General features: G+C 33.1%; 15 protein-coding genes and 2 pseudogenes. 13 read left to right on the top strand and 4 right to left on the bottom strand.

The window, feature by feature from the left end:
* Positions 1-63 precede the first annotated feature (63 nt).
* The 5 genes and pseudogenes from LAV82_RS06700 (at position 64) to LAV82_RS06680 (ending at position 4,884) form a co-directional block, all read left to right on the top strand.
* Positions 64-648, top strand: coding sequence for a TetR/AcrR family transcriptional regulator (locus LAV82_RS06700; RefSeq protein WP_013056347.1), 585 nt, complete (start codon positions 64-66; stop codon positions 646-648).
* Positions 649-664: 16 nt separating this feature from the next.
* The gene (locus LAV82_RS06695; RefSeq protein ID WP_211078023.1) at positions 665-2,011 is read left to right on the top strand and encodes an MFS transporter; all 1,347 of its coding nucleotides are present in this window, start codon (positions 665-667) and stop codon (positions 2,009-2,011) included.
* A gap of 377 nt (positions 2,012-2,388) precedes the next feature.
* A complete protein-coding gene (locus LAV82_RS06690) occupies positions 2,389-2,826 on the top strand; it encodes an NUDIX hydrolase (protein WP_078081669.1) in 438 nt (145 codons plus the stop codon).
* A 104-nt stretch (positions 2,827-2,930) separates the two neighbouring features.
* A complete protein-coding gene (locus LAV82_RS06685) occupies positions 2,931-3,314 on the top strand; it encodes a YkvA family protein (protein ID WP_013056357.1) in 384 nt (127 codons plus the stop codon).
* Between the two features lie 100 nt (positions 3,315-3,414).
* Positions 3,415-4,884: pseudogene (locus tag LAV82_RS06680) on the top strand (hypothetical protein).
* 166 nt (positions 4,885-5,050) lie between these two features.
* Here the strand turns inward: LAV82_RS06680 and LAV82_RS06675 are convergent.
* Positions 5,051-5,563 carry a DUF2062 domain-containing protein gene (locus LAV82_RS06675; protein ID WP_499715768.1) on the bottom strand — a complete coding sequence of 171 codons (513 nt, stop codon included), beginning with the start codon at positions 5,561-5,563 and terminating at the stop codon, positions 5,051-5,053.
* Positions 5,564-5,878: 315 nt separating this feature from the next.
* On the opposite strand from LAV82_RS06675, the gene LAV82_RS06670 reads away from it, so the two are divergent.
* Positions 5,879-6,790: a C40 family peptidase gene (locus LAV82_RS06670; protein WP_013056360.1), complete on the top strand. Its 912-nt coding sequence runs from the start codon at positions 5,879-5,881 to the stop codon at positions 6,788-6,790.
* Positions 6,791-6,935: 145 nt separating this feature from the next.
* The gene (locus LAV82_RS06665; protein WP_013056361.1) at positions 6,936-7,532 is read left to right on the top strand and encodes a YdcF family protein; all 597 of its coding nucleotides are present in this window, start codon (positions 6,936-6,938) and stop codon (positions 7,530-7,532) included.
* 112 nt (positions 7,533-7,644) lie between these two features.
* On the opposite strand, the gene LAV82_RS06660 is transcribed toward LAV82_RS06665, so the two are convergent.
* Positions 7,645-8,259, bottom strand: coding sequence for a DUF998 domain-containing protein (locus LAV82_RS06660; protein ID WP_499715767.1), 615 nt, complete (start codon positions 8,257-8,259; stop codon positions 7,645-7,647).
* Positions 8,260-8,532: 273 nt separating this feature from the next.
* Positions 8,533-8,967 carry a diguanylate cyclase gene (locus tag LAV82_RS06655; protein ID WP_499715766.1) on the bottom strand — a complete coding sequence of 145 codons (435 nt, stop codon included), beginning with the start codon at positions 8,965-8,967 and terminating at the stop codon, positions 8,533-8,535.
* A 96-nt stretch (positions 8,968-9,063) separates the two neighbouring features.
* Between LAV82_RS06655 and LAV82_RS06650 the strand changes: the two genes are divergently transcribed.
* Positions 9,064-9,567: a DinB family protein gene (locus LAV82_RS06650; RefSeq protein ID WP_053487079.1), complete on the top strand. Its 504-nt coding sequence runs from the start codon at positions 9,064-9,066 to the stop codon at positions 9,565-9,567.
* A 204-nt stretch (positions 9,568-9,771) separates the two neighbouring features.
* Here LAV82_RS06650 and LAV82_RS06645 read toward each other — a convergent pair.
* Positions 9,772-9,876: pseudogene (locus tag LAV82_RS06645) on the bottom strand (GNAT family acetyltransferase); the annotation flags it as partial.
* Positions 9,877-10,069: 193 nt separating this feature from the next.
* On the opposite strand from LAV82_RS06645, the gene LAV82_RS06640 reads away from it, so the two are divergent.
* The 5 genes from LAV82_RS06640 to LAV82_RS06620 all read left to right on the top strand — a co-directional run bounded on the left by LAV82_RS06640 (position 10,070) and on the right by LAV82_RS06620 (position 13,612).
* A complete protein-coding gene (locus LAV82_RS06640) occupies positions 10,070-10,312 on the top strand; it encodes a hypothetical protein (protein WP_244856581.1) in 243 nt (80 codons plus the stop codon).
* Between the two features lie 227 nt (positions 10,313-10,539).
* Complete coding sequence (locus LAV82_RS06635; RefSeq protein WP_025601742.1) at positions 10,540-10,758, top strand: hypothetical protein; 219 nt, start codon at positions 10,540-10,542, stop codon at positions 10,756-10,758.
* Between the two features lie 95 nt (positions 10,759-10,853).
* On the top strand, positions 10,854-11,429 hold the full coding sequence (locus LAV82_RS06630; protein ID WP_499715765.1) for a hypothetical protein: 576 nt from the start codon (positions 10,854-10,856) through the stop codon (positions 11,427-11,429).
* Between the two features lie 404 nt (positions 11,430-11,833).
* On the top strand, positions 11,834-12,757 hold the full coding sequence (locus tag LAV82_RS06625; RefSeq protein ID WP_025601740.1) for a LysR family transcriptional regulator: 924 nt from the start codon (positions 11,834-11,836) through the stop codon (positions 12,755-12,757).
* Positions 12,758-12,922: 165 nt separating this feature from the next.
* Positions 12,923-13,612 (top strand): alpha/beta fold hydrolase, encoded by a 690-nt coding sequence (locus tag LAV82_RS06620; protein ID WP_499715764.1) that lies wholly within the window; start codon positions 12,923-12,925, stop codon positions 13,610-13,612.
* The last annotated feature ends 115 nt before the right edge of the window (positions 13,613-13,727 follow it).

Below are 13,727 nucleotides of genomic sequence, written 5' to 3'. Positions count from 1 at the left end.
GCTCTTTTTCCTTTATATACTGCCTAATGGAAAGTAAATACTTACATTCAGGAAGCATAAAGGATGATTAACATGAAAAAAGATGAAACAAAAAAGAAGATAACAAAAGCTACAATAGAACTGCTTAAAGAAAAAGGCTACAAAGGTACTACCACTAGAGAAATTGCAGAACAAGCTGGCGTTAATGAATTAACTGTTTTTCGCCACTTTGGCAATAAAGAAGGCATTATTCAAGCTATTGTCAAAACAACAAGCTTTTCGCTTGAGATTTTTGATAAATCAATTGAATGGGAGCTTGAAAAAGATTTGACGAATTTCGGTTACCTGTTACTAAAAGACTTTGATAATAACCGAGACATGATTTCAATTGCTTTAAAGGACCCTTTAATTTTCTCACAGGCGCACGAAGAAATTTTAAAAAAAATTAATGATACGAAAGAAATACTAAAAGAATACTTTGAAGAAATGCAAAAGAAAGGATATATCAAAGAATTAGATTGCTGTACACAAGCGGAGATTTTCCTAAGTACGTATTGGGGATATTTTATGTATAAACTAAATTTTGGAGACAAAGCCTTACATGCAGATTATCAAAATATGATAAAAAACAGTATAAAAACGTTTATAAAAGGAATTTCTCTCCATTAAAAGGAGGCAATAATGTTTGGGTAAACATAAAGAGCTTATCTTGATTATTTCATTACTAATTGGGACATTTCTTGTACCAATAAATTCGACAATGATTGCCGTTGCTCTATCAACCATATCAGCTCATTTTAATGAACCACTTGCAAATATTTCGTGGGTAGTAACTATTTATTTAATTGTAATGGCTGTTACTCAGCCTATCGCTGGAAAGCTAGGAGATCTATATGGAAACAGAAATATCTATTTATGGGGCGTAGTGTTCTTTCTTATAGCATCTTTAGGCTGTATATTTTCAACTAATCTCATTTCCCTTATTATCTTTCGATCACTGCAGGCAGTAGGAGGAGCTTTACTTACTCCAAACACTATAGCAATCATTAGATATGTGGTGCCAAAAGAGAGGCTTCCTAAAATTTTAGGTGTATTTGGAATGGGAATGGGCTTGGGTGCTGCAATTGGACCATTGCTAGGGTCTGTACTGCTTGAAAACTTCAACTTGGAAGCTATATTCTGGGTGAATGTTCCTTTTCTTTTCTTAGCTTTAATCAGTGGAATAGTTATGATTCCTAAATTTAATGTTAAAAAGCAAACAAGTACTTTAGATATTCAAGGCTCCATTTATTTAGCAATTAGTATTTCTTTATTGATCTTGTTGACACACGGTATAGAATTTACTAAGGCTTTAATAATGGGAATAATATTTATTTTATCTACAATCTTGTTTATCAAAAGAGAAAATACGACAGAAAACCCGATTATCGATTTTTCTTTATTTAAAAATTCCACCTTTACAAGCGCTAATTTATCTATTATGCTTAGCAATTTTGTTATGTATGTGATTTTGTTAATTATGCCTCTGTTAATGAAGTCTCAATTTCATTTATCTACAGCGCAAACAGGGCTTGTTTTATCAGTTTTTTCGATTTCAATGTCTTTAAGCGGCTGGATAGGAGGATTATTAAACAATAAGTTTAGTTCTAAAAAAGTGATTGGATTTTCTTTTGCTATGATTATCGTCTCTAATATTCTTTTTTTATCTTTAGAGAATGTTGGATCTATTCTTTTTCTTATAGTGGCTTTAATTATTGGAGGTTTTTCTACAGGAATAGGTTTAACAAGCATGCAGGTTGCCTCGCTGGACTCCGTAAGTAAAGAGCAATCTGGTACAGCCTCTGGCATTTACTCAACGTTTCGTTATTTCGGAAGTATTGTTTCATCCACGCTTATTGCTCTCGTTACAAGCTATAACTACATCTTTATTATTTTAGGAGTATCGGGGGTAGTAGGTATATTAGTAGCTAGAAGCATTAAATCTGGTAGCCAAGATATGATAAGCAGCAATAATTCAAGTGCAAAAGCATAGTTGTTTTTTTATAAAGCTTTTGTTTATATACACAATTTACTAATCAATCAATAAAAAAAGTATTGCTTCTAAAATAGGAGCAGTACTTTTCTTTTGTCTAAAAATCTTAGAGAAAACAACAGATGAATGCATCTATTATTTCACTTACTGATATGATGATTATATATCCTATCAGAATAGCGAAACTAACCATTCCAATTCTCATACCAGTTAACCTTCCGTAAAAGCAGCTTATTATGACAACACTGAGACTAATTATTTTTGCAATTAAAATAGATATAATAAAATATGCCTGATTTATTCTTGGGAGTTAAAGAAGTTTGTTTGCTGATGAAGAAATCTGTACGGTTAGTATCTATATATAGGAGGAAGCGAATATGCAGGATAAAACGATTATAACAAAAGTTATGGCTTACATAACTAGGTTTAACGGTCATCATACAGAGTTATTAGTTTACAAACACAAAGATTATCGAGAAGCAGGAGTTCAAGTTCCAGCAGGTACTGTAGAACAGGGAGAAACAATTGAAGAAGCTTTATATAGGGAGGTCAAAGAAGAATCTGGATTAATGGAGTTTTTATCAGTAACAAAATTGACAACATATGTTTATCATCATGAAGGTAAAAGTCAGTATCATGAACGACATGTTTTTCATTTAGCAGTTAGCGAAGAAGTTCCGGAACACTGGGAACATGAGGTTAATTCTGAAGGTGAAGATGCAGGACTAATCTTTTCGTATTATTGGGTTCCTATTCAAGCTGTTCCCAAACTAGCTGTAAATCAAGATGATTGCATTAATCAGTTATTTTTATAGTTCTAAATTTATTAATAAGAGCAATATGCAGGTATCAAAGAGAATAAAAGTAATTTTATATTACATCAAACCGTCCAGATATATAGCAAAGGAGAATAGGAAACATGCTTAATCAATTAAAGCTGTGGGCTAAAAAGTTAAAAAAGCAGCTATTTATCTTATACTTAGCTTATAAAGATGAACGAGTATCTTGGTATACCAAAGTATTTACTGCTTGTGTTGTTGCATATGCCTTCAGTCCAATCGATTTAATTCCTGATTTTATACCGGTTTTAGGCTATATTGACGATATAATCATTGTTCCTTTAGGAATTATGCTTGCTTTGAAGATGCTACCTACAAGTATTATAGAGGACTGCGCAATAAAAGCAGAAGAGCTCATTCAAAATGAACGACCTAAAAATTGGGTTGCGGGTTCAATTATTATCATAGTATGGCTACTTATTTTTACGTGGAGCTGTTTTACTGTTTTTAAATTATTAAATTGAATGAACTCTTATCAAGAAAAAATATATTAGGTTTACTATCGATCGTTATGATACAAAATGGTAAATGATATATATAATTGAAAGGAGTACATTAGAGCAAATGCAGCAAATTGATATCCAAGAAAAAAAGATAGACAGAGCTCTCTTTTAATTTGTTTTCCCTTTTTCCTTAAAGCAAGGAACAGAATCTACTATCTCCTCTTTTTTAAAAAAGAGCGGATTTAAGCTATTTCAGTTAAATCAACTAGAAGACGAATGTGCATATTACGGCGATTTTAAAGTCTCACATCGTGATATGGAGGCGTATTATTTGTCTTTCACTAATAAGATACTCTTTCCACATTCAGAAAAAGAAAAAGGCCTTCATAGATATTCAAAACCTTTAAATATAAGAGGTAAGTTAATTACAGATACAGAGTGCATTCCTTTTCAAATACACTCTGTTGATTTAACTACATGTCCTTATGAACTTGGGTTTTTAACCATTCGAACTGAGTTGAAACCCTTTACGTCTATGTCATTGTCTCATTCTTTAGAATTCGCAGATCGCTTTCGCGTATTAGAACCACGAACACGAAAAGATAGCCGTACAAAAATTGAATGCGATGGCAAGATATACAAGGGAGCAGGGGAATTTGTATTTAACAACCTCTTTGAGGGGCTCTCCCGCTTTTTTGAAGGTGATTCAAAGGAAAATTCTTATTTTGAAACCTTTTCTTTTTTTGAAGATGAAAGAATGTATGTCCAATCTTTAGTGGCATTAGAGAAAAATGAAAAAATCGATGTAGTTGATGTTTATCGAATGGGAAGTCTTTGCGGCTTAACTTTAGAGGGGAAGCCATATGTTCATGCTAATAACCTTCCTTACATTCAAGATTATTTACAAAAACATGCTTATCAGCGCTGGGCTCCTAGCACTTATTTTCTGATAGAAGAACATATTTTTACTTGTATAACGATTCAAGATGAACGTACAACTCCTGATCTAGCTAATCAGTTTTATGGAGAATTTTACTACGGGCTTGTATTAAATCTTTTTCACAAGATCGTTTTATTAAAATTAGCTAATACCTATACAGAGCTAAATATTGAAAAAGACGTGAAAGAAATGGAAAAATTAATTTATTCCATTAATTCGTTTACCGCCAATTATTTTTCGCTTGAAATAGTATCTCAGTCCCGAAGCCGTGATATTTTCTATCTTCTTAGGAAAAATTTCAATATTGAGTTGTTATATAAGGAAGCTAAACAATCTCTAGAGAGTTTATTTAGATACCAGGAAAACGTTAACGCGAAAAAAGACAGCCTGTTATTGCTGATTTTGACTCTTTATTCCGTAGTAGGTCAAATGCTTGGAATGGGGCTTGTAGTAAATGATTTTATCGGAAAAATCACATGGAGAAATATACTTGCGTACAATCCTGTAGAATATTTTGCATTAATCCTGGCAGCTAGCGGTGTCATAATTTCTCTGATACTAGGTATACAAAGTTTATATCAATGGATAATTGACCAAAGAAATCGAAAAAAATGGGTGAAACAAACTGTATTATCTTCAACAAAGGAATGAGAGCAGTCCTTTATTTCCTCCATATTTATCCTAAAACAGAAACAACGATCGTATAGCCCATAATTGATAACCATAGGTATCAATTATGGGCTAATTTATCTCTATGCCTTTTTAAAAAATGTTCAGCTATATCGCTTTACAATTAAAAATAAATGTTGAAATTGAGCTAATTATCCGTTTTTTTAGTGTGTTTTTTTACTATCCATTTCTTATAGATGTAGTGTAAGAGGAAGCCTCTGTACTGATTTATAATACAGTAACTAACAATATAGAGTATACTTCCAAACAAAAAGCTATTAAGAAACATTCCCGTTAAAAAATTCTTTCCTACTTTCGCTCCTAGTTCTAGTCGATTGTCCAAATTTTCATCTGCACTTTGAAATAAAGTTTGATCAAGGTCGATTGGAAATATATATCCTCCCACTACTGTATTCAAGTAAAACATCAACGGAAAGGCCCACATAAAAAACATTCCACCAATGAGACCTGCTATGCTGTTTCCTTTACATAATTTAGCTAAACCTACGGATATTATAAGGCCCAATCCAAAGGTAGGAACAAAGTTCACAACAGAACCTAGACTAAAACCTAGCGCAACTTTATGTGAATGATCTTTTAATCTTAATAGTTTAATAAGTAAGTATTTAAACCGGCGCTTCAAAAATACTAATTTGCTCACATTATTCCTCCTATCTCTTTGCGCTGGCATCCTATCTTTCCTTTTGGTGTCCACCATTACAGAAAGGTGTTTTATTGTATTCAAGATTTAGCGTCACATAATTAAAAAGAAAAATGAGATTCAAGAACAACAGGTTTAACCATTATAAGTATATTTACACTTTATATGACAAAACAAATAATTACCTCCTAATAAATCAAGTGATTTTTGAAAATGTCACAAAAAATTCATAAATAGGTTGTTTCTTTTCTGTTTCTCCCTGCTAAAATTTTATAGTCAAGAACAAGAAAAATATAACATCGGGGGATATACTTAGTGAAAAAGATAATTTCTTCATTAGCTCTATGCTCGTCATTGATTGTTTTACCAACAATAAGCCAGGCAGCTTTAGGAGACAAGCTATTAAAAGAAGGTATGACAGATCCAGACGTAAAAGAATTACAGGATGTTTTAAGACAGAAGGGGATATTTTCAGCTACTTCGACTGGCTATTTTGGTTCAATTACAAAAGATTCAGTTTTAAGCTTTCAGCGTTCTCATAGTTTAACCGCTGATGGAATTGTAGGATCTAATACATATCAAGCGTTAATAGGTAATTCAACAAGTACGGTTACAAACGGTACACTTTTAAAATATGGAATGACTAGTAATGAAGTTGAAAAAGTACAGCAACTGTTAAAGGACAAAGGTTACTTTAACGCCACACCAACAGGATATTTTGGTACAGTTACTCAAACTGCGGTTATGAATTTCCAACGGGATCATGGCTTAGCCGTGGATGGAATAGTAGGTCCGGCTACTTTAAATGCCTTAAATAACGCATCTAGCAGCTCCACTGGTTCTTCAACTGTCAATAGTTCAACGCAAGCGACAGCTAGTGATATTGTTGCTTATTCCAAAAAATTCATAGGCGTACCATATGTTTGGGGAGGAACGTCTCCGAGTGGTTTCGATTGCAGTGGTTTCATTTATTATGTATTTAAAAATGGAGGTGGAGTAACTGTGCCGCGAACAGTAGCTACCTTGTATCAGTCAGGAAAAAATACATCTACTCCAAATGTAGGAGATATTGTGTTCTTTGATACTACTGGAGGTCCTTCACATGCTGGAATTTATATTGGAAACGGGCAGTTTATTCATGCTGGAAGTTCAACTGGTGTAACTATTGCATCGTTAAGCAATTCTTACTGGGCACCTCGTTATTTAGGAAGTAAATCTGTCTTCTAATAAACTACAAAGCACTAGTTACCAAGAACGAGAAGGCTAAGATCAAGGTTAAGAATTAAAATTTTTTTGGAGATTACCTTTTTATTTTTATGAATATTGAGCTTTATGATACGATATGAAGTGAACTTTTTAAATGAGGGTCTATATGCAAAAAATTAAAGGTAAAAGGATAAAAATTAGTATATTTATGTTGGGATTAGGGATTATTTTTTTTCTGTTTGCCGGGAAAGAGCTTGTGGTAAACGAAAAGCCGGTAAAATCTGACGTGATTATTGTGTTAAGTGGTGATAATGATCGACTGGAGAAAGGAATTGAATTATATAAAAAAGGCTATGCGGCTCATTTAATCCTTTCGAATGGTCAAGAGAATAATTTTTATCATCAAGCCAAGGAATCAGGGATACCTGAGGATTCAATTATATTAGAAAATCACGCTACAAGTACTACGGAAAACGCTAAATTCACAAAAAGGCTAATGATGAACTATCATTTTCAATCCGCTATCGTTGTTTCTTCCAACTATCATATGAAAAGGGCAGAAAAAAACTTTAATAAAGAATTTAAGGATACCCAAATACAATTAACCTATTGTTCTAGTGGAAGTCGCTATTATAATCCACAGAGGTGGTGGGAAACTGCTTTAAATAGAAAAGTTACCTACACAGAATACGTCAAGCTTATTGGCAATTATTTTGGTTTTAGCGGAAAGAAATCTAAAGAATTATTAAGAGAATTTATCTAACAAAATCGTATAAAAAGTCCATAGGGGATGCCTCTATGGACTTTTTGCTATTTAAAACTACGAGTAGTTGAACGTAATCTTGTAAGCTCATATGAAACGGAATGATAATAGATTACTTGTTTAACATAAAGGAAAGCACGGTGCCCCATATAAAGATTACTAAATAGAATAATCTTTGCAGCAGACCGGTAGGCATAGGAACAAAAAATACAAGCATGATGAGTATGAGGATGACTATTAAGGAGACTAAACAGCCATAAGTCCAATACTTGCCGCTGGTTAAAGAGGATGCATATATCCAAAGACCAGCTAAAACAGTGATCATGCCAAGTTGAGCGAATATTGAATGCCAAAATAAATTTATATCAGCCGGTATAAAGCCTGAAACAATGTTACCTAAAGCTAATATAAGAATAAAAGCTGTTGCTAGTTGGGTTATTTTTGTTTTCTTTAGGTTTTGTGAAATGTACAGAACACCAATTGAAAGTGTTAATCCGTTTATAATAAACAATACGTTCATCCAGAAATGGTCAGGAGAGCAAATTTCATGAGGTGCAATTGAATAGGTGTAGGTTCCACAAGAAGTTACGCCAAGATCACTCATTGCGTGATTTAAAATACTGTAGGGAGCAGTTGAAGTCAAAATAAAGAAAGGTTCAACTAAAAAATACAAGCAAGTAGCAAACCAGCTTAAAATGCCAACCTTTTTTGATATATACAGAATCATCACCTCTTAAAAAGTGTTATACACGAATTGTATATCCAAATAATATTAAACAGAATGGTCTTGAAGCCTATTTTTACGTAGGGCTTGAGGTTGATGTGAGGAAGGAGGACAAAGTGTTTAAACTTGGAGGTGCTTATAGTAGGTTAAGAATAGAAGGACCTCTTTACTAATTTTTTGTAGAGTAAAGAGGTCCAAAAGCGTCTTAATTAGAAATGAATAGATGCTGATTATGCACCTATACGTAAAGTTAATGTATTCTAAACGCGGTGAAATTCAGGACGTTTTCTCTAGAATTTTATAATTTGATGTTTTTTGAATATCTACATCATATTCATATGCAAATCTTTCTAATTCCTTAAAAACATTTGGTGGATTAAATAATGCTATTCGCATATTCCACCCGTTTTCTACTTTTACTACTGCTAATTTTGTTTTCCAACTTAACCGTTTAAATACAATTTTTTTAATTTCCGTTGGTTTAACTGTTTTTGCATATACTTTAAACCATAATATATATGTTCTATAGGGTAAAGTATCTTTGTCTATCCGAAATTCATATCTGAGGAAAAGGGAAAGAAACGAACAAAGGATAGCAAAAAGAAGTAAAAAATCAAGTGCTTTATATTGAACTGCTTGAATGAGTAATAAATTATTTAAAAGTAATAAAGGAAAAACAATAGTTTTTTGAGCAGTAGCTTTAAATAACATAGAATCTCCTTTCTTTAGTAAATAAGCCAACTGGTTTTTTCTATGATATTATTTAAGTGTTAATTTAGATTAGACTTATATTAGGAGGTTTTTTACATGTATAACACCATTTCAGATTTTATCAAAGAATGGAACAGCGAAGCCACGCTAACTCAAAAAGTTTTGGATAGCTTGACAGATGATTCGTTGAAACAACAAGTTTACCCTGAAGGACGTACGTTAGGAAGAATCGCTTGGCATTTTACAACAAATATTCCAGATTACCTAACTGAGTTTGGATTAAGTATAGACAGGATAGAAAGTACAGCAAGCGTTCCATCTTCTGCCCAGGAAATCGCTATAACCTTCAAAAATGTAAGTTCTCATGCTGCTAAAATTATTGAACAGCAATGGACAGATGAATCTTTAGAACATACGCAAGAAGCGTTTGGTAGAAAGCAATCAAATGCGGCAATCTTAATGGGACTAATCAAGCATATTGTTCATCACCGAGGTCAAATTACAGTTCTTATGCGTCAAGCAGGCCTAAAACCTGCTGGAGTTTATGGACCTCCAAAAGAAGATTGGGTTCATTTAGGTGTGGAAAACCCACCGCTTTAATAATTATCAGGTAAATAAAAAAGAGGCTGTCCACAGAAAATACTATAAAATTATTTTCCAGGCAGCCTTTACGTAAAACCTAATTAATCAATCAGTTAGTACTTACTTTGAAAAAGCTTTTGAGTAATGCACAACACCTTGCATATTTTTTAATAATCCCTCTGTTAACTCTAAGGCCATAAAGAATTCTTCAGGCACGTCAAAATGTTCTTTCTTATCGCTGTATTCTTCATTTAAAAAAGCGCTTTTCACAACTTCTTCAGTTTTATTATATTCTTCAGTGAGTTCTTGTTTAATTAAGATATCCATAATTAGTATGTATATATTTTATAGTGTTATATTTTATGAGTCCACCTTTAATACATAATATTTGTAAATTATTTATGGTAAAATATACTATATATGTTAAATTGGAGTGTATAAAGAAGGGGTAATATCTGATGTTGCACGTATTATTTATATGTTTAGTAAGCTGCTTCACTATTTATATTGGGAAACGTGTATGGAAAAAGGTAATACTAATTTCATTGCTGGGTATGGAAAGATATTTACACCTAAGGATGAAAAACAGCTCGCTAAAGGAATTGGCCTTATTATTATGTTATTTGGCTTTGAATCTATAATATTTTCTATGCTCTCTTTGTTTTTTGAAGGGCTTAGCTTTTATTATGGATTGCTGATTGCATTAAACTTCTTCGCTATATTTGGACTTATGATAAAGGATCAGGTGCAGGGAAAATCCTAAGGGAGAGAAAAAGATTAATAAAAATATTCGGCTTTTGATTGGTTTAATCAGCACTATTATCCTGTGTTTTTATGGAGTAAGCGGTTTATTCATACATGAAACAATACCGTTTTCTTCTTATCTCTTTGCGGTAGGTGGAGCTATTTCCACCATTGCTCTTATCTGGGAATTAAAAAAGAAGGATGCAGCTTAAATTGAAAGGAGTCATGATGTGAAAAGACGATAATATGTTTAACACAAAGCTTTCAAGCGATACGTATGGAAATTATGAATGTACGGAGATGGTTGATCAAACAAAATATAATTCTAAGAAATATTTTAGAGCCTTCGGTAAAACACAAAATGGTGACTTTATTTATGCGATTAAAGGTGATGATAAGCATAAACAAGTTCTGCTAATTGAAAATACAGAAATGCCTATGTGGTTTTTATATTCTCGTCAATAAAGACGCTAAAGTGTCTACAAAATCCATTATGTTAATTAAAGAGGATGTATTATTTTTCTCTTGAAATATAGTTGGAATAAAGAAGGGGCTGCGTTATGAAAAAGTTCTCTCTTAGTTTATTTATTGCTTTTCTAGTATTTATAATTTCAGCTTGTTCAAATACACAGTATGTAAACAATGTCGAGCACTTAAAATTACAAAAAACAGAGGTAAGGCTAACAGATGATAAAAAAATCGTTGGGGAGATGATAGTACCTGATAAAAAGAATAAAAGTAAACGTATCGTTCCAACCGAGTTATACTATACATTCACGATGGAAAACACGTCCAATAATATTATGGCTCTCTCTGATCTTGATAAAACAAAACTTCGCATAGAACCAGATAAGGAGTTAGTATCAGCTGTAAAAGAAGCAATTGGTTCAAATATTTATGATATGGATAACAGTAAGTTAGGGTTTGGTATGAGTATAGGAGAGATCCTATCTAAAGGAACCAGTAAATTTACTCTTAATTATACCTTAGGAGCAAAACAAAAAAATAATGAATTACCTCTTTTGCCAACTGAAGAGAAATTAAAAAAGTTACAAGCTAATGCGTTAAAGGGTACACTCATTGTCTCCCAAGATGGAAAGGATATTGCCAAATTCAGATTAGATTCAAGTCAATAAACATGATTTTAAATTTAAATAGGCTAATAGCTCGCTAACTCTGGCGATATACAGAGTTAGCGGACTATTGTTTTTATATTTAAGCGCTTGTAGGTGGATTTATTTTATATAGCTTTTTTAACCAAAAATAAAATTGATTAGCCTTACTTATTTAGTTATGATAAGCGCTCGAATAATTTCATTCCAATAGTATTTGAAGTTTTTTTCACTTGTATCTTTTTGTGTTAAACTGATTGATTCCTTTTTATTCTCTTTTCTTGTAGTCATTATGATTTCCCCTTATCTCTTTATATTTAGTATGTTGTGGTTTGATTTACCATATTTTATAATGAAATTAACAATCGTTACAGATGAACATTACGATTGAATCAATCGTAATATCCGATTATACAGAGGTGAGGACAATCGAAATAAAACAACTAATTACATTTAAAACAGCTGCAGAAAATTTAAATTTTACATATACAGCTAAAATTTTGAACTTTGCTCAATCAAGCGTTACCGCTCAAATAAAAGCTCTTGAGAATGAACTTGAAACGCCTTTATTTGAACGTTTAGGGAAGCGCTTGGTTTTAACAGAGGCAGGTAGAGAATTTAAAAGATACGCTGATAAAATGATTCAATTGACTAAGGAAGCAAAAAACGCTGTAAGTGGAGTGGAGGAGCCTGCGGGTACACTTATTATTGGATCTTCTGAAAGCCAGTGCACGTATAGGTTACCTCCAATATTAAAAGAGTTTAAGGATCAATTTCCAAAGGTTAAAATGATTTTTAAGCCCATTTACTCTCAAGCACAAACAAGAGCGCAGCTACTAGACGGCACTCTTGATATCGCCTTTACAATGGAGCCTATTCAGCATCATGATGCAAATCTACATACACAATGTCTTGTTGCAGAAGACTTAAAAATTATTGCTTCTCCTCAGCATCCTTTAGCTGATAAAGCGGATATCTACTTAGAAGAGCTTGAAAATGAGACTCTTTTGTATACTGAGTCGGGGTGTTCATACCGGGTAGTACTGGAAAACTTGTTTCGCGAGGCGGGTATTTGTACATCAACTAAATTTGAATTTGCAAGCGTGGAAGCTATTAAGCAATGCGTCATGCTAGATTTAGGTATTGCCATATTGCCCGAAGTAGTAGTAAAAGGAGAGCTTGAGAAAGGCATATTAAAAGAATTGGCTTGTACTAAAGTTGATACGCCTCTTTATACACAAATGTTTTGGCATAAAGATAAATTTATGTCTCTTCCTTTACAATCTTTTATTCAATTGGCTTGCAGTACTTTTGGTTTAAATTATATAGGTATCGAAAGTAAAAAACTCTAGGTGCATTATGCTGACTAAAGAATTAAACAGGATCCATAAAATAATCTAATATCTTTCCCAATAAGATAAGAGGTGAAGGAAATCTTCATTCCTTCACTAATATATAGATGAACCTTAATAAACTAGATTTTAATTGGTGAAATCTGAGTTAGGAGTTGATCTGATTTGGAAATGAGAGTAAATCAAATCGAACTAAATGGTTTAACATTTCAATATCGAGAGGCGGGTGAAGCTTCGGCACCCGCCATTATTGCACTTCACGCTTTGGGAATGAGTGCAGAGTCTTGGGATGAAGTAGCAGCTGTATTAGGGAAGGAATATTGGTTTTTAGCTTTAGATCAGCGAGGACACGGTGGAAGTGAGAGAACCGGCACCTATACGTTTGAACTTATGCGCGATGACTTACTTCAGTTTGTAAATGCGATGAATTTGAAGAGCTTTACGTTGATTGGGCATTCTATGGGTGGTACGGTGTCCTATCTTTTTTCTGAAACATTTCCAGAAAGGGTAGATCAATTGATTGTTGAAGACACTCCTCCACCTTTTACAGGAGAAAAGTTTGAAACTCCTGCCAAACCGCCTGGTTCTTTACCGTTTGACTGGGAGGTTGTACCTTCAATTCTTCAACAGTTAAACAACCCCAATCCTAAATGGTGGGGAAGTCTTACAGAGATAATTGCACCTACTCTCATCATAGGAGGAGGATCCAGCCATATTCCTCAAGATAAATTGCAGGAAGTTTCTAAGCGCATTCCAAATTGTAAATTAGTAACGATAGAAGGGGCTGGACATGAGGTGCATGTAGGAAACTTATCCGCTTTTTTAACTGCTGTGAAAAGCTTCCTTGCTTCGTGACTTTCTGGATCTTTTATTTAATTTGAAAGACTGTTTAAGTAAATAGCATTTTTAAAAGTTATTAAACTTTTATAGAAAGGGAGACTATACGTTAGTCTCCCTTTTAACCTGTACA

The organism is Bacillus sp. ILBB4 (assembly GCF_035064545.1).
Lineage (GTDB): Bacteria > Bacillota > Bacilli > Bacillales > Bacillaceae_H > Priestia.
Note: the sequence above shows the minus strand (reverse complement) of the source record. Positions and strands in the feature narration are given on the sequence as shown.

What these genes read in the sequence shown, in the direction of transcription:
- LAV82_RS06630 (WP_499715765.1), top strand. Translation starts at nt 10,854, where the DNA reads ATGAAAAAGTTCTCTCTTAGTTTATTTATTGCTTTTCTAGTATTTATA.
- LAV82_RS06690 (WP_078081669.1), top strand. Translation starts at nt 2,389, where the DNA reads ATGCAGGATAAAACGATTATAACAAAAGTTATGGCTTACATAACTAGG.
- LAV82_RS06660 (WP_499715767.1), bottom strand. Translation starts at nt 8,259, where the DNA reads ATGATTCTGTATATATCAAAAAAGGTTGGCATTTTAAGCTGGTTTGCT.
- LAV82_RS06665 (WP_013056361.1), top strand. Translation starts at nt 6,936, where the DNA reads ATGCAAAAAATTAAAGGTAAAAGGATAAAAATTAGTATATTTATGTTG.
- LAV82_RS06635 (WP_025601742.1), top strand. Translation starts at nt 10,540, where the DNA reads ATGTTTAACACAAAGCTTTCAAGCGATACGTATGGAAATTATGAATGT.
- LAV82_RS06700 (WP_013056347.1), top strand. Translation starts at nt 64, where the DNA reads ATGATTAACATGAAAAAAGATGAAACAAAAAAGAAGATAACAAAAGCT.
- LAV82_RS06640 (WP_244856581.1), top strand. Translation starts at nt 10,070, where the DNA reads ATGGAAAAAGGTAATACTAATTTCATTGCTGGGTATGGAAAGATATTT.
- LAV82_RS06685 (WP_013056357.1), top strand. Translation starts at nt 2,931, where the DNA reads ATGCTTAATCAATTAAAGCTGTGGGCTAAAAAGTTAAAAAAGCAGCTA.
- LAV82_RS06650 (WP_053487079.1), top strand. Translation starts at nt 9,064, where the DNA reads ATGTATAACACCATTTCAGATTTTATCAAAGAATGGAACAGCGAAGCC.
- LAV82_RS06655 (WP_499715766.1), bottom strand. Translation starts at nt 8,967, where the DNA reads ATGTTATTTAAAGCTACTGCTCAAAAAACTATTGTTTTTCCTTTATTA.